Origin of the sequence: Streptococcus sp. AS20 (genome assembly GCF_000524255.1) — a bacterium.
In the GTDB taxonomy this organism is placed as follows: Bacteria; Bacillota; Bacilli; order Lactobacillales; family Streptococcaceae; genus Streptococcus; species Streptococcus constellatus.
Genome location: NZ_JANS01000009.1, coordinates 50401 through 66892 on the forward strand (window position 1 = coordinate 50401; position 16492 = coordinate 66892).

Here is a 16492-nt window from a genome sequence, read left to right on the forward strand (position 1 = left end):
AATATTCTCGTTATACAAAAAACTAAGCCCAAGTTAGTAAAAACGTTGAGCTTAATCTTTTCTGTTATTGTTCATTCCTTTATGTTGACCAGAGACTAAGTGTGTGTTCAGTCTCTTTATTTCGTTTCAAAACCTTCTGCAAGCACTTGCGCAAAATGTTCTTCAACAATTTCTGCACAGTGATCACAAACAATTGCATGATAGCTACGTTCTGTGACTGTTTCATCTACTCGACGGCAACGTTCACAAACTTGACCTACTGCATGCTCTACTGTAAAGGCTACATCCTCAAAAGCAACAGCATTTTCAGGAACTAGTTCATCTGCGATTGTTAATTTAGACACAATGAGAAGTTGTGCAACATCGCTATTAACTGCTTCAAGTAGTGTTCTCACTACTTCATTTGGATAAACCGTTAAGTGAGCTTCCAAGGATTTTCCAATAACCTTTTCATTACGTGCTTCTTCCAAAGCTTTTTGAGCTTGACTGCGGAAGTTCATAAAGGCTGTCCAAGTATCCAACAGTTCTTCCTCATTAGGGAAAGTCTGCGCATCTGGCAATTCCGCTAACTGAACAAACTCTTCAGGTTCATGCTCTAAGTAAGACCAGATTTCCTCTGCTGTATGTGGAATAATAGGAGTCAACAATTTTGTAATGTTTACTAGAATATCATAAAAGACGGTTTGCATTTGACGACGTTCTAATGATTTAGCTGCTTCAATGTAAACAACATCTTTTGCAAAATCAAGATAGAAAGCTGATAAATCAACTGTCACAAAGTTTACAATTGCTTTATAAATATCTAAAAATTCAAAGTCCGCATAAGCTTTACGAATGGTCTTAATAAGTTGATTAAAACGAACAGTCATATATTTATCAACGGAGCGAAGATCATCGTAAGCAACAGCGTCTTCTTTCGGATTAAAATCAGAAGTATTAGCAATCAAGAAACGCAGGGTGTTACGGATTTTTCGGTAGGTTTCAGATACTTGACCAAGAATATCCATAGAGATACGCACATCGTTGCTAGAATCCACACTCGTCACCCAAAGACGCAAGATTTCAGCCCCAAATTGTTTTTCAACATCACTTGGAGCAATGGTGTTGCCGAGAGACTTAGACATCTTCTCACCTTTGCCGTCCAAAGCAAACCCTTGTGAAAGGATTTGTTTATAAGGAGCCACTCCATGATTTGCAACAGAAGTAATCAGAGAGGAGTTAAACCAACCACGATATTGGTCTGACCCTTCAAGATACAGGTCAGCAGGATAAGTCAATTCTGTGCGATTCACAACTACGCCATTCCAGGAAGAACCTGAATCAAACCACACATCCATAATATCTGTTTCTTTAGTGAATATACCATTCGGTGATCCTGGATGAGTAAATCCTTCTGGAAGTAAGTCTTTCGCTTCCCGTTGCCACCAAACAATCGAACCATGAACAGCGAAAAGTTCTGCTACATGCTCAATCGTTTCTTCTGTCATAATCGGTGTCCCATCCTCTGCATAGAAGATTGGAAGTGGCACTCCCCAAGCACGTTGACGAGAGATAACCCAGTCGCCACGGTCACGAATCATATTGTAGAGACGCACTTTTCCCCATTCTGAGTGGAATTTAACCTTTTCAATCTCATCCAAGATTTCTTGACGGAATTTTGATACAGATGCAAACCACTGTGGTACGGCACGCCAGATGATTGGTTTTTTCGTACGCCAGTCAAATGGGTAAGAGTGAGAGATTTCTTCTTGAGCAAGGAGCAAGTCACCAAGTTTCTCAATAACAGTTGGTGCAACCTTGTCATAGAATTGGCCTTCAAAGTCAGGACCAGCATTTTCCATCATGATACCGCGTTCGTTAACAGTGACAAACACTTCCAAGCCGTTGGCAACACCGACATTATAGTCGTCCTCACCAAAGCCTGGTGCTGTATGGACAATACCAGTACCAGAATCTGTTGTAACATGGTCACCAAGGATGACAAGTTCTTCTACTTCAATATCCCACGGGTGTTCCGTCACGATGTGGTTCAACTCTTGACCACGGTAAGTAGCCAACACTTGAACATCAATCCAGCCAAATTTCTCAGATAAGCTATTCAACAATTCAGACGCTACAATAAACTTGCGAGTTTCACCTGCTGGCTGTACCAAAACATAATCAATATCTGCACCCACTGTCAACCCACGAGAAGCTGTGACGGTGAATGGAGTTGTTGTCCATACGACAATGTAAGTATCTGTATCTAGAACGCCTTTTCCATCTTTGACTTTGTTGGCGTAGTAAAGTGAAGTTGAAACCAAATCATGGTATTCAATCTCTGCTTCAGCAAGGGCTGATTCAGATGACCAAGACCAGTAAACTGGTTTCGCACCACGATAGATATAGCCTTTTTTCGCCATTTCTCCAAAAACACGAATTTGAGCAGCTTCATAGTCTGGAGTCAAAGTCACATATGGATGTTCCCAGTCACCTGAGACACCTAGGCGTTTGAAATCTTCACGTTGTTTATCCACTTGACTCAGTGCATAATCACGACAAAGCTTTAAATATTCTGCCAAATCCATTTCTTTTCGTTTCACACCTTGTTTTGCTAGGACTTGCTCAATTGGAAGACCATGCGTATCCCACCCTGGAATGTAAGGTGCATAATAGCCAGACATTGATTTTGAGCGCACAATAATATCTTTTGAGATCTTATTCATAGCATGACCAACATGGATATTTCCATTGGCATATGGAGGTCCATCATGAAGTGTGAAATGCGGTTTTCCTTCATTCAATTCTTGACGGCGTTGATACAATTTTGCATCTTCCCATTCTTTTTGCCAAAGAGGTTCTTTATTCGGCAAACCAGCACGCATTGGAAAAGCTGTTTTTCCAAGATTAAGAGTTTCCTTTAATTTCATAAGTTCTCCTTTTTCATATTAGTAACATATTAAAATAAAAAAACCACAAATTCATCCAAAGGACGAAAATTCGTGGTACCACCTTCATTTAGACAAGAATAATATTCCTATCCCTCTTACTCGTAACGTGAGTTAAGCGTTAAATCTTACTGTTTTTCAGATCTAAGTTTGTAAAATGATAATCCTAACAAAAGGGATTACAGGTCTCTCACCGTCACCTGCTCGCTGCGAATATTTTGTTAGCATCTTGTTTTTACATTTTCTTATAAAATATCTACTGATTCTGTTGAAGTAGCTTCTGAGTTTTCTGTTGAGTTCTCATCATTTGTTAAATGCAAACCCAAAACAGACTCGTCTAAAGTTTCATATGCTTGTGTTTCTGCTAATTCACGATTTGCTTCTTCAATGCGTTGCTGTAGTTCTTCTATTTCTTCCGGAGAAAATTGACGTGTCAGATCAATTTCATCTTCTTCTGCTGTCTCAACAACTTCCCCTAGAGCTGATTGAACAACTTCTTTAAAAGCTTCATCGCTTGTTTGCAAGTAAGTAGCTGTTGGACGAAGAATATCTTCCCATTCTGAAGAATTCACAATGCTTAATTGACTTTCAATTGTTGATTTTAAACGTTGGTGGAAGACACGCGTTTTATTTTTCAACTCTTCTGTTTCAACAGCCACTTTCTTAGCATTATCTGTCGCTTGACGAAGAATTTCATTAGCCTTGTATTTTGCCTCATCCAACAAATGTTGGGCTTCTTGCTCAGCTTTATGAACAATGTTTTCAGAACGGTCATTTGCCGCTTGTTTCACACGTTCCGCTGTATCTTGTGCAATCAATACAGACTGGCTAAGGGAATCCTTCATCTCGTCAAAGTAAGTCAAACGTTCTTCCAGATTTTTAATTTTTGACTCTTGCTCATGATTGACACGAACTAAATCTTCATAATCTTGGACAATGATGTCAAGAAATTCATCTACTTCGTCAACATCATATCCTCTAAATTTGTGAGCAAAAGCTTTATCTTTAATTTCTAATGATGTAATAGCCATATTTTCTCCTTACTTACTAGACAATAATTCAACAGTTAATTTGTACTTTCCATTTTTTGAAAAGCCATTTTCTCTTAAAACTTTTACTCTTCCATATCCTCGTACACTAATCAAGTCATTTAATAACAAATGATGACTAGGATTATCCAACATAGAATAATTTACCCTAACTTGCTTTGTTGCTATCAACTTAGTCGCAACACTTCGTGACAAACGAAATGAAGCAGCTAAGACTTTATCCAAACGCATACTAGAAACAAGCACATCTCTTAGCTTTGAATCTGCTTGAACAGCTATCAGTTGTGAAAAATCTACTTGTTTCAATTTTACAGATGTCTTTGCTATCCTTGAGATATGATCCATGAAAAATTGAGTAAATTTTCTATCTACCATAATTTGTGCTCTACCAGAAGCAACAAGAATATCACCAAAAACTTTGCGCTCAATTCCTAATTGATTCAGCACTGTTCCCATTATTTGCGAATGGGTTAAGTGGTGAAATTTATTCGCATAGCTGATTTCTAACAGATCTATTTCAAAATCACTTACTTGCAACTCATAGTAGAGAGGAGCAATAATGACTTTAGCCAATTCACTCGTATAATAATCCGAACTTGAAAATATTTGCAATTGCAAATGATTTCCAAGATTCTGTAAAATTTCAACTTGGTGTGGATTCACAAACGAAGTTACTTCAAAAGAATAAGAATCCTCAACTCGCTGCATCTTTTCTAAGCTTTTATCAACAAATTCACGATCTTCTTCTGTAAAATGTTGGTATAAATGTTTAATATTCTTCATGAATTTAAGCTAAAAGCAAAAGAGCATTCAAAATGATGCCAGAAACCAAATTCAAAAGAAAGATAACGATAAGAATCGTCCAATCAAGACCAGCAAATTGTAAATTGAAACGTTGAAATGGTTTCAAAACAGGCTCTACTATCCGTAAAATCAACTGACCAAGTGATGTTTGATAGGCACCCGGAAACCAAGATAAGAGAGCATACACCACTAAAATAAATGAATACACTCTTACCAAATTATAAAGTATATTTACAATCCAAACCATGTTTTTATCTACGTTTCATATCAAAATCAAATTCGCCACTTTGTAAATCCTCAGGTAATTTCAAATCCTCAACATTTACAACAACATTGATTGGTGTTAAAAGGTACATTGTACTTGCAACTTTTTTTATATTTCCTGCAAGCACATAACGAGCACCATCCAAATAATCCAAACAACGACGAGCTTGCACTTCTGTCATATATTGAAAATCAATCAAAATGCTTTCATTAACAATTAACAAATCAACAATTTCAGTTGTTTCTTCATATTTTCTTGGATAACGAACATTGATTGTCACTTTGTCATCTGAAATTGTCCGATGTTGTGCCAATTCTTGCTGACGTGCATGCAGACGAGTAATGTTCTCATTTGCTCCCGACTTTGTAGAAGATTGTGAAGAGCTACTCGCTGTATGTACTAGTCTTTCTTTGGTAGGTGTAGATTGATTACTCACACGCGGTGGCAACTCTGGCGTTTGAACGCTTGCGTCTTCACCATCTTCTGTAAAGTAATCAATGAATTTATCAAATCTATCTTTAAGAGACATAATACTTTCCTATTTAAAAAATGCGGTACCAATTCTGACAAAAGTCGAACCATTTGCAATGGCTATTGCATAATCGCGGCTCATTCCCATACTTAAATCAGTAAAAGGCATGTTGGGTAACTGTTTACGTTGTAATCTTTTTTGTAATTGATTAGCTTGTTGGAAAATAGCATTTAATTCAGCCTCATTCGCTTCAAATGGTGCCATTGTCATCAAACCAACAATCTGAATCTTTTCAAGTTTTTCTAGCTCAGGTAAAATAGTATCAATTTCCTCTACAGTAAAACCATGTTTACTGGCTTCTTTGGAAATATTGACTTGTAAAAAGCATTTAATGATATGCTCTGCTCTTTTGTTGATTTCTTGAGCTAATTTTACTGAATCTAAGGCATGGAAATAGTCAACATAATTAATGACATCTTTCACTTTTCGCCTTTGAAGCGTACCAATTAAGTGCCAAATCACATGTTCATCTTGTAGAGCCTGATATTTATCTAGAAACTTATCTACTCGATTTTCACCGATATGATGAATCCCTGCTTTAATCAGTTTTTTAGCAGTAGAGCTGTCAACATATTTGGTGACAGCTATTACTTCTACTGATTTTTCTGAGCGATTAACTTGTTGTGTAGCCTGTGCTACATTCTCCAAAATTTGAGATGTATTCTTTTCTAAATCCATTTTAGCGGTTTTTAAAGAATGGTGGTGTTTCTAATTCATCGTCATCAGAACTAGTATCTTCATAACGTTCTACAGCTGGTGTAGTATTCGTTTCTGTTGAACGAACAATATTTTCACGACGCAAATCCCAGTCACCAAATGCTGAAACTTTTGGGCTTTCTGCTCGTTGATGGCTTGGCTTTGGTACTTCAAGATTTTCAGTCAAGTCAAAGTTACGATCGTAGCCTTGAGTTCCTCGAGAATTACGATTTCCACGAACTGCCGTTGAATAAGAATTTTGTTGAGCAACTGGGCGAACACCACTTACTCGATCAATTTTTTCTTGACGAACACCTGTTGCAACAACTGTCACACGAATTTCATCTTTCATACTATCATCAATAGATGTTCCTAGCCAGATATTCACACCATGACCAGCTGCCTGATTGACAATTTCTGATGCTTCTTCTGCTTCAATCAAAGTCATATCAAGCCCACCTGTAACATTTATGATAACATCTTCTGCTCCATCAATCGTTGTTTCAAGAAGTGGTGAATAGATAGCCTTACGCGCAGCTTCAATAACACGTTCTTCACCACTACCAATACCAATTCCCATAAGAGCATCGCCTTTATTTGCCATAACTGTTTTCACATCAGCAAAGTCAAGGTTGATAAGTCCTGGGCTTGTAATCAAGTCTGTAATTCCTTGCACACCTTGTCGAAGGACATTGTCTGCCTCGCTTAAAGCTTCAAGCAGAGGGGTTTTCTTATCAACGATTTCAAGCAAATTATTGTTTGAAATGATGAGAAGCGTATCTACATGCTCACGAAGTTCATTGATGCCTTCAATTGCAAAATTCCCCCGCTTACTTCCTTCAAAGCCAAATGGACGAGTGACAACTGCAACTGTTAAAGCTCCCAGTCCTTTTGCAATACGAGCAATAACCGGTGCAGCACCTGTACCAGAGCCACCGCCCATACCAGCTGTAATAAAAACCATATCAGCTCCTGTAAGAGCTTCTGTCAATGTTTCTTCGCTTTCTTCAGCCGCTTTACGACCGATTTCAGGCTGTCCTCCAGCCCCAAGACCACGCGTCAACTTTGGACCAAGCTGAATGACTGTTTCTGCTTTTGAACCACTAAGAGCTTGAACATCTGTATTGGCAGCGATAAATTCAACGCCTGATACTCCTTCATCAATCATGCGGTTAATGGCATTGCCACCACCACCACCGATACCAATAACTTTAATTACTGCTCCTTGTGTCGCAGCTGTATCAAATGAAAATGTCATAATGTATTACCTTCTCCTTTAATCAAACATATTACCAAGCAGATTTCGAACACGATCTGTCAATTTTTCTTTTGGCTGTTGAGATTGTGTTGGAAGTGGTTCTGGACGTTCAACTTCTTCTACTGCTTCATCAACCAAAGCCGCAGTTGGCTGTTGTGGTTGAGTAAAGCGTTGCAACGGATTGAACGACTGACTTTGCTGTGTTGAACGAGAGAATTCAACTGGCTGATGCCGTAAAAGTTCATCACCATGAACAGCAGCTTGTGCTAGAACATCCACTTCAGATAAGTTTCCTGCATACTCTGATAAACTAATAACATGGGCAAACGCTGGATTACGAATACCGATTTGATTTGGAACATATAATTTAACGGGAACACCGAAAACTTCTTGTGCCAATTCAACCACGCCCGGCAAAATCGCACCGCCTCCAATAATAACAATACCACCTGGAAGCTCTAATAAATGTCTTCTCTCTAAATCTTGCTTGATTTGTTCAAAGATATGTTTAACACGCGCTGAAATAATTTCTGCTAAATAACGCTCTGTCACTTCAACTGGTTCCACTTCACCAATTACTTCCACTTGGAAAGACTCATTGCTAGCGGCAGGTACGTATGCTTCTCCATAGTTAAACTTCAAGCTCTCTGCCAACTTCTTAGATGTTTTTAAAACCTTAGAGATGTCTTTTGTAACATATTCGCCACCTTCTTGATAGATATTGGTAAATTGTAATTCTTGATTGCGAACAGAAGCTGCAGTTGTTTGGCCGCCCCCCATATCAATGACAGTTGCACCAAACTCACGCTCTCCTTCATTCAGAACGGATTTTGTCATAGCGAGCGGAGAAATGATAATGTTTTCAACTTGAACTCCTGCACGCTCAACCGTTTTTCTCAAATTATGAAGAATAGTACGTGGACCTGTATATAGAAGACCACGCATTTCTAAACGAATTCCCATCATTCCGCGAGGATCACGAATTCCTTGAAAACCATCTACGATGAATTCCTCTGGAATAAAGGTAATAACTTCTCGGTCTGGAGTCATACTTTTTGTCAAAGCAGATCGTACAACATTTTCAACATCTGCATCTGTAATTTCTTTCGTTTCACTTGTCACAGGAATCATACCTTGTGTTGCTTCAATCTGCAACAAGTTAGCAGGCAAACCAACATTCACCAACTTAATTGAAATCCCTGCTTTTTCCTCTGCTTGTGAAATTGCAGACTTTATAGCACTTGCTGCTGCTTCGATATCTACAATGATACCATCTTTGACACCAGCACTTTTGGCGTTACTAACCCCAATTACATTTAATTCATTGTTTACGTGTTCTGCTACCAAGACCTTAATGGAGCTTGTTCCGATATCTAATCCTGTAAAAAAGCCATCTCTAGCCATTAGACCATTCCTCTCTGTTTACCAAGTTTCTCACTTATCAATTTAACTATCAAAAAAGTATAGTTATTCAAAGCATATTATAACATAAAAATTTAAAAAGTGGTTAGATTTTCTGCATTATTTTAGCTAATTCGATAACTAAATATCCCTGCTTCCATATCCACAATACTTGCTTCGGTTAATTGTGGTTTAATTTTTTCATAATAAGGTAGCTTTTTGGCCACTTCTGACAGAGGAACTATAATTTTATTTCCATCTGTCATCATGAGAGTCAACAAATCCTCGGTCGCTTTACTTGGTGTATGCTGAACTGTTTGAATTTCCGATTTGATCGTATCGGAAATACCTGCTAATTGTCGCACAAATTTCTTAAGCATAGCTTTATCTGAAAAATCAAGTCTAATATAACTTTTAGGTAATTGTGATTTAGTAACTGGGTTAGCAATTTCTTCTCCGCTAGATAATACTGGAAAATATTGCTCTCCAGAATAATCATAAGCGACAACTTTATATTCTGTCACTTTAATTTTGAATGTAATGGGGAACCGGTACGTTATTTCTGCCTTTTCAGCCCATAAATTTGACTGTTTGATATTCTTAGCATGGGCTTTTTGGCTCAAATAGGTTGTCAAGGTGTAGTCCTCTTTTTGAATACTAGAAGCATCCAGCACCTCTGTTTTTGAAAGCTGTTTATTGCCCGTTACCTCTATATTCTTTAATTTTGAATAGGGACTTATAAAATAAACAGCTAAAATCAACAAAACAGAACTGAGAATCAAGACTGGAAGAGCACGGTAAACATGACGAGGAGCAATTTTTTCTCTAGTCTCTTTTTCATTTTGTTTGGTTTGTTTGCGCTCTGCTTTCTTCTTTTTTCTCAAGTCTGTTTTATCAAGAGGCTTATCTTGTTCTTCCTCAGAGAACTCTGTACTAGTGGATTCTTCCAAGTCTTCTGATTCTGCTTTTTGAGTATCAGATGTTACTTCTGGCTTTTCATCTTCCTCGCCTGCATCTAATTTCTCAGGATTTGGCAAATGCTGCTTTTTTTGCTCTGCCAGTTCTTTCTCTTTTTCAGCTTCTTCTTGAGCTTTTTTTTCAAGATATTCCTTGTTTCTTTTTTGCCACTCAGAAAGTTTTTCTGTCTCTTGTCCTTTCTGATCCTCTTGCTTCTTTTTTGTCATTTTCTTCCTTTATCTATGTCATTTGTTAAAAGGTTATAAAATTCATCTAACGATTTTATTTCTTGAGACTGTTTCATGGTTCGTTCATACATTTCTTTTCGCTCAAGCATTTCGGCAATCACTTTTTGTAGATTTTCAAAGTTTAGTTGACCCTCGTCCAACTTCTTAGCATAGCCTTTTTTTACAAAATAATCTGCATTTTCAATCTGATCACCACGACTTGCTTCTCGTCCCAAAGGAACAATCACATGGAGTTTTGCCATAGCCAATAACTCAAAAATAGTATTAGATCCGCCACGTGTTATAACGACATCTGCTAAGTTCATCAACGGTTGATAGAGATCTGTCACATAGGCGACCCGATAGAGATGATTGGATAATTCATCTAAATGAGCATCTCCTGATAAATTGATAACATTGTAGTGCTGAGTTAATTCTATTTTATTTTCCGTTACCAAATCATTAAAGACCTTAGCACCAGCCGATCCACCAACAAACAGAAGGGTCGGAAGATTTTTATCAAAATGTTGCTGAATCCTTTGAATCTGCTCATTTGGTGCAGTAATTTTTTCTCCTACTTTTGTTACAGCTCCTACATGTTCAATTTTTGTCAAAGCATGAGCTTGTTCAAAAGTCGAATACATTTTCGTAGCACATTTGTAAGCAATTTTATTGGCTAAACCAATCGAGAGGTCTGACTCATGCACATAAACTGGTACTCTAGATAAACGCGCTGCAATGACAGGAGGAACCGATACAAACCCCCCTTTGGAAAAGAGAACTTGTGGACGAACTTTTACCATAATCCCTAAAGATTGTAAAATCCCCCACGTTACTTTGAAAATATCCAGCATATTTTGCCAAGAAAAATAACGGCGTAGTTTCCCTGTCGCTATGGAATGAAAAGTTATATTCAATCCCAACTTCTGGATTTCTTTGTATTCAATCCCATGTTTGTCACCAATATAGTGAACTTGCCAGCCTGCGTCTAGGAATTTTGGAATGAGCAAAAGGTTTAGCGTCACATGACCAACTGTTCCTCCACCTGTAAATATAATCTTTTTCATCTTAACCCTTTAATTCTTCAAATGTTGTAATAAATTCATCGCCCCGAACTTCAAAATTTGGATACATGTCCCAGCTAGCATTTGCAGGACTGAGCAGAATAATGTCGCCTGCTTGAGCTTCAGCAAAAGCTTTTCGAGTTGCATCTTTCACATCAGTAGCATCAATATAGCTAACATCTGCTTTAGCCGCTGCTCTCTTGACACGTGCTGCGGATTCTCCAAGAATAATCATTTTCTTCAATCCTTGAATATCTGGGATCAATTCGTCAAATTCGTTGCCACGATCCAGTCCACCAGCAATCAAGATAACCTTGCTATTCTCAAAACCAGATAAGGCTTTTTGTGTTGCTAGAATATTTGTGGATTTGCTGTCATTATAAAATTTTACATGGTTCATTTCACCAACATATTGAAGGCGGTGTTTAACGCCACCAAAACCTGCTAATGTTTCTTTGATGACTTGATTTTCAATGCCACGTAATTTTGCAACTGCAATAGTTGCGAGGGCATTTTCAACATTATGACTCCCTGGCACACCAAGCTCATCAGCTGCCATAATTGCCTCCCCACGAAACATCAAAACATTTCCCTCTAAGTAGGCACCATCTACTCTTTCTTGTGTTGAAAAGGGTACGACAGTCGCTTGTGTCTTTGAAGCCAACTCTTTCGCTAATGTTTGGTTGAAATTCAATACAAGAAAATCTGTTTTAGTCATATTGTTTTGAATGTTCCACTTAGCCGCTACATATTCCTCAAAAGAGCCATGATAATCAATATGAGTTGGCATCAGATTGGTAATCACTGCAATTTCTGGATGAAAGGTTTCAATGCCCATGAGTTGGAAAGAAGACAACTCCATGACCAAAGTATCATTTTTTGTTGCAGTTGTTGCAACTTGACTGGCTGGAAAACCAATATTCCCAGAAAGCAAACCATTTTGACCACCTGCAGTCAAAACTTCCGCAACCATTGTTGTCGTCGTTGTTTTTCCATTAGAACCCGTAATCCCAATAATTGGAGCATCTGAAATCAAATAGGCCAGTTCAACTTCAGTTATAACTGGAATTTTATTTCCCAAAGCTCTTGCTACCATAGGATTGTCATAACGAATACCAGGATTTTTGACCATCAATTCAAACTCTTCATCCAAGAGTTCCAAAGGATGCCCACCTGTTACAACTTTGATTCCTTCTTCAAGGAGAGACTGAGCAGCAGGATTTTCCTCAAATGGCTTCCCGTCATTCACTGTAACAATCGCTCCTAACTTATCTAATAAACGAGCAGCAGATTCACCAGACTTGGCCAAGCCTAAAACTAAAACTTTCTTATTTGCAAAATTTGTAATGTGCTTCATAACACGCCTCTTTTTAATTCTTCTGTCTCTATTTTACCTTTTTTTCAGAAAATAAAAAAGCCTTTATGGCTTTTTATTCTTATCTGTCACGAAGTTTTGAGTGAAACGATATTTTTTTATCTTTTTGTGACAATTTTGAAATATCACGTAGCGAAAAATATGCTACGCCAATCATTGCAATTCCTATGAAAAATTCAGACGGTAATTGAAAAATTTGAAATACTGCTAATCCTAATAAAATGATAAAGGCTACTAGGGCAATCACTAAAACTACTACATTTAAAGTCCCTTTAATGCTTTGCGGAGCAGCAAAAATGTAAAATAATAGAATGAGAATTCCAAAGATTAAATAAAACATTTCTGCTCCTTTCTAGCCTATTTGCTTCTTTAATATATTAGCAACGAAGCAAATCGTTCTTTCATTATTCAGCTGATTTTTTCTTTTTAGCAGCTTTGGCACGTTGATTTTTATCAAGAATTTGTTTACGCAAGCGGATCGATTCTGGTGTCACTTCCATGTATTCGTCATCATTCAAAAATTCGAGTGATTCTTCCAATGTCAAAATACGAGGTGTTTTTATAACCGCTGTTTGATCTTTCGTTGCAGAACGTACATTAGTCATTTGTTTGGCTTTTGTAATATTGACCGTCAAGTCGTTTTCACGTGAATTTTCACCAATAATCATTCCTTCGTAAACTTCTGTACCTGGATTGACAAAAATGGTTCCACGTTCCTCAATAGACATGATTGAATAAGTCGTTGCTTTTCCTGTATCAATCGAAACAAGAGCTCCGCGACGACGACCGCCAATCTCACCTGGAATCAATGGTAGGTATTGGTCAAAAGTATGGTTCATAATCCCGTAACCACGCGTCATAGAAAGGAATTCAGTTGAGTACCCAATCAAACCACGTGCAGGAACAAGAAAAATCAAACGAGTCTGTCCATTTCCTGTTGATACCATATCTAGCATTTCACCTTTCCGTTCAGAAAGACTTTGGATAACCGAACCTTGATATTCTTCTGGAGTGTCAATTTGCACACGCTCAAATGGTTCACATTGCACACCGTCAATTTCTTTGACGATAACTTCTGGACGCGATACTTGTAACTCATAGCCTTCACGGCGCATGGTTTCAATTAGGATTGATAAGTGTAATTCCCCACGACCTGACACAATCCATTTATCTGGTGAGTCAGTCGGATCCACACGAAGTGAAACGTCCGTTTGCAATTCAGCCTGCAAGCGTTCTTCAACTTTCCGAGACGTTACCCATTTCCCTTCACGACCAGCAAATGGTGAATTGTTCACTAAGAAAGTCATTTGCAGTGTTGGCTCGTCAATGTGAAGAATCGGCAATGGTTCTACCACATCCGTCGGAGTAATGGTTTCACCAACGAAGATATCTTCCATACCAGATACAGCAATCAAATCACCCGCTTTGGCTTCGTCAATTTCACGACGCTCTAGCCCAAAGAAACCAAATAACTTGGTAACACGAAAGTTTTTCGTTGTACCATCTAGTTTAGAAAGAGTAACTTGATCACCAACTTTCACCGTTCCGCGGAAAACACGACCAATCCCGATACGCCCCACAAAGTCATTGTAGTCCAAAAGAGAAACTTGGAATTGAAGGGGCTCATCTGAGTTATCAACTGGTGCTGGGATATGATCAATAATTGTATCAAAAAGTGGTGCCATAGTGTGTTCTTGGTCAGCTGGATCATCTGACATAGAAGATGTCCCATTAATAGCTGAAGCATAAACAACTGGAAAATCTAATTGGTCATCGTCAGCACCGAGTTCAATGAAAAGTTCAAGAACTTCATCCACGACTTCCGCTGGACGAGCTGATGGTTTGTCAATCTTATTTACTACTACAATTGGTACAAGATCTTGTTCTAAAGCTTTTTTTAACACAAAACGAGTTTGTGGCATAGTTCCTTCATAAGCATCAACAACTAGAACAACCCCATCAACCATTTTCATGATCCGCTCAACTTCTCCACCAAAGTCCGCGTGCCCTGGCGTATCCATAATATTGATGCGAACACCATTATAAGCAACAGCTGTGTTCTTGGCGAGAATGGTAATCCCGCGTTCTTTTTCAAGATCGTTGGAGTCCATTGCTCGTTCTTGCAACTCTTTACGCTCATCCAATGTATGTGATTGCTTAAGCAACTCATCAACCAAGGTTGTTTTCCCGTGGTCGACGTGAGCAATAATAGCGATATTGCGAATGTCTTCTCTTAATTTTGTCATTTTGTCCTCTATATCTTATGTTTTATTTCTAACTGAACAATTATATCACAGATTGAGGTAAAAAACACGGTTAAACCAGGTGTAAATGTTTTCATTAAAAAATCAATCTTCTCCAATTTTATTTCCATTTCTTATCACAAAAAATTATGGTATGATAAGAAAAAATTCAAGGAAAATGATATGCGTTTAGATGTCCTACTAGCTCAAGCTCACATTAGCCGTAAAAAAATGAAGCAAGCTCTCCTAAAAAAGAAAATCTTGGTAGATGACTGCCCTGCTCGAAAACTTAGCCAAAATGTTGATACAGGCTTGCAGACTATTACGCTAGAAGAACAACCTGTTCTGGGCAAGCCTCATCAGTATTTTATGATGAATAAATCACTTGGTGTCATGACAGCTAACTCCGATAGGAAACACCAAACCGTTCTGGATCTCATCAGACCTGAAGACTTCAATGAAGACCTATATTCTGTTGGTCGACTTGATCGAGATACCTGTGGATTGCTGTTAATCACTGACAATGGTCCACTCGGTTTTCAACTGCTTCATCCTCAATATCACGTCACAAAAACATATGAGGTTGAAGTTAATGGTCTCCTAGATGACCGAGCAGTGCAATCCTTTCAAAAGGGCATCGTTTTTCTTGATGGAACAATTTGTAAACCAGCTCTACTTACAATTCATTCTTCTACTCCAAACAAAAGTACTGCGACAGTCACTATTTCTGAGGGAAAATTTCATCAAATCAAAAAAATGTTTTTGACTGTCGGTGTTAAAGTTACTTCTCTTAAACGGACTCATTTTGGAGCTTTTGAGTTAGACCCAAACTTAGCCGCAGGAGAATATCGAGCATTCAACCAATCAGAACTCGAAATAGTGAAGCACTACCTAGAAAAAAGCTATTAAAAGTGAGCAATCCTTTTAGATTACTCACTTTTAACTTTTCCTTTCCATCCATCTAGTCCTGTAGAGAGGATGTAAATATTTTGATAACCTTGCTTTTTCAATAGAATAGCTGCATTCATCACACGTTGTCCACGACTATTTTCATATAGTAAAACAGCCTTGTCCTTACGAATCGCTCCTAAGCTTGTTTTTAATTGCTGTGACGGAATATTTCGTGCCCCTAAAATATGTTTATGACGAAAATCGGCTGGATCTCGTAAATCAATCAACTGACCTTGACGAATCATATCACCAAATTCCGCATTATCTACCACTTTAGCCGCACGACGGACACGTACATAGTTAAAGCCCATCCATCCTAACATTCCAACAATAATTGCCAATAAAATCCAGTTTAACATGTTTTCTCCTCATTCTTTTTCAAATATTGTAATTCTAATCGATGCTCTCTTCGTAAGATGCTTTCAGCTTCTAGATAGTCTAGTTTTTCTATCAAGCCTGCATCGTAAATCCTCTCTAGCTCAATTTTCATCATTTCAATATCATACAAGCGCTTCCCCATATAGATAATAATGCCAAAACTTTTGAGGTATTGCTGTACATCATAAAGTGTTTTCATGAGCCTTATTTTACCAGAATTTTAAGAGTATTTCAAGGTTAAAAAGAGGATGTTTATCTCTTTAAGCATTCAAAAACAGACAAAAAAGCCACCGAATTTGGTGACTTCTATAGGGAGATTATTATGAAAAAGAAAAGTTTAGGATTTTTATCAAATAAAGTTAGGA

At 38.0% G+C, this 16492-nt stretch carries 15 protein-coding genes and 2 pseudogenes; 1 reads left to right on the forward strand and 16 read right to left on the reverse strand.

What is annotated here, in order from left to right:
* Positions 1-116 precede the first annotated feature (116 nt).
* The 14 genes and pseudogenes from ileS to typA form a co-directional block, all read right to left on the reverse strand.
* A complete protein-coding gene (gene ileS, locus HMPREF1514_RS04750) occupies positions 117-2909 on the reverse strand; it encodes an isoleucine--tRNA ligase (protein ID WP_037597652.1) in 2793 nt (930 codons plus the stop codon).
* Between the two features lie 263 nt (positions 2910-3172).
* Positions 3173-3958 carry a DivIVA domain-containing protein gene (locus tag HMPREF1514_RS04755; protein ID WP_037597655.1) on the reverse strand — a complete coding sequence of 262 codons (786 nt, stop codon included), beginning with the start codon at positions 3956-3958 and terminating at the stop codon, positions 3173-3175.
* A gap of 9 nt (positions 3959-3967) precedes the next feature.
* Complete coding sequence (locus tag HMPREF1514_RS04760) at positions 3968-4759, reverse strand: YlmH family RNA-binding protein (RefSeq protein ID WP_037597656.1); 792 nt, start codon at positions 4757-4759, stop codon at positions 3968-3970.
* Between the two features lie 4 nt (positions 4760-4763).
* Complete coding sequence (locus HMPREF1514_RS04765; protein WP_003028359.1) at positions 4764-5027, reverse strand: YggT family protein; 264 nt, start codon at positions 5025-5027, stop codon at positions 4764-4766.
* 4 nt (positions 5028-5031) lie between these two features.
* A pseudogene (locus tag HMPREF1514_RS04770) lies at positions 5032-5397 on the reverse strand (cell division protein SepF); the annotation flags it as partial.
* 86 nt (positions 5398-5483) lie between these two features.
* A pseudogene (locus tag HMPREF1514_RS09810) lies at positions 5484-5574 on the reverse strand (cell division protein SepF); the annotation flags it as partial.
* A 9-nt stretch (positions 5575-5583) separates the two neighbouring features.
* Positions 5584-6255 carry a YggS family pyridoxal phosphate-dependent enzyme gene (locus tag HMPREF1514_RS04775; RefSeq protein ID WP_037597658.1) on the reverse strand — a complete coding sequence of 224 codons (672 nt, stop codon included), beginning with the start codon at positions 6253-6255 and terminating at the stop codon, positions 5584-5586.
* A 1-nt stretch (position 6256) separates the two neighbouring features.
* Positions 6257-7531: a cell division protein FtsZ gene (gene ftsZ, locus HMPREF1514_RS04780; protein ID WP_037597659.1), complete on the reverse strand. Its 1275-nt coding sequence runs from the start codon at positions 7529-7531 to the stop codon at positions 6257-6259.
* An 18-nt stretch (positions 7532-7549) separates the two neighbouring features.
* Complete coding sequence (gene ftsA, locus HMPREF1514_RS04785) at positions 7550-8935, reverse strand: cell division protein FtsA (protein WP_003032354.1); 1386 nt, start codon at positions 8933-8935, stop codon at positions 7550-7552.
* 122 nt (positions 8936-9057) lie between these two features.
* Complete coding sequence (locus HMPREF1514_RS04790; protein WP_037597667.1) at positions 9058-10116, reverse strand: cell division protein FtsQ/DivIB; 1059 nt, start codon at positions 10114-10116, stop codon at positions 9058-9060.
* A complete protein-coding gene (locus HMPREF1514_RS04795) occupies positions 10113-11183 on the reverse strand; it encodes a UDP-N-acetylglucosamine--N-acetylmuramyl-(pentapeptide) pyrophosphoryl-undecaprenol N-acetylglucosamine transferase (RefSeq protein ID WP_037597668.1) in 1071 nt (356 codons plus the stop codon). The genes HMPREF1514_RS04790 and HMPREF1514_RS04795 overlap by 4 nt, the downstream gene beginning before the upstream one ends.
* A 1-nt stretch (position 11184) precedes the next feature.
* Positions 11185-12537: a UDP-N-acetylmuramoyl-L-alanine--D-glutamate ligase gene (murD, locus tag HMPREF1514_RS04800; RefSeq protein ID WP_037597669.1), complete on the reverse strand. Its 1353-nt coding sequence runs from the start codon at positions 12535-12537 to the stop codon at positions 11185-11187.
* Positions 12538-12616: 79 nt separating this feature from the next.
* Positions 12617-12895 (reverse strand): DUF3165 family protein, encoded by a 279-nt coding sequence (locus HMPREF1514_RS04805; RefSeq protein WP_003070154.1) that lies wholly within the window; start codon positions 12893-12895, stop codon positions 12617-12619.
* 64 nt (positions 12896-12959) lie between these two features.
* Positions 12960-14801, reverse strand: a complete 1842-nt coding sequence (gene typA, locus HMPREF1514_RS04810) for a translational GTPase TypA (protein ID WP_003070156.1) — start codon at positions 14799-14801, stop codon at positions 12960-12962.
* A 180-nt stretch (positions 14802-14981) separates the two neighbouring features.
* Between typA and HMPREF1514_RS04815 the strand changes: the two genes are divergently transcribed.
* On the forward strand, positions 14982-15707 hold the full coding sequence (locus HMPREF1514_RS04815) for a 16S rRNA pseudouridine(516) synthase (RefSeq protein ID WP_037597671.1): 726 nt from the start codon (positions 14982-14984) through the stop codon (positions 15705-15707).
* Positions 15708-15727: 20 nt separating this feature from the next.
* Here the strand turns inward: HMPREF1514_RS04815 and HMPREF1514_RS04820 are convergent, their stop codons facing one another.
* Entirely contained in the window at positions 15728-16108 is a 381-nt protein-coding gene (locus tag HMPREF1514_RS04820) for a rhodanese-like domain-containing protein (protein ID WP_003070160.1), read from the reverse strand.
* Entirely contained in the window at positions 16102-16326 is a 225-nt protein-coding gene (locus HMPREF1514_RS04825; RefSeq protein ID WP_003070161.1) for a YqgQ family protein, read from the reverse strand. Before HMPREF1514_RS04825 ends, HMPREF1514_RS04820 begins: the two co-directional genes overlap by 7 nt.
* Between the last annotated feature and the right edge of the window lie 166 nt (positions 16327-16492).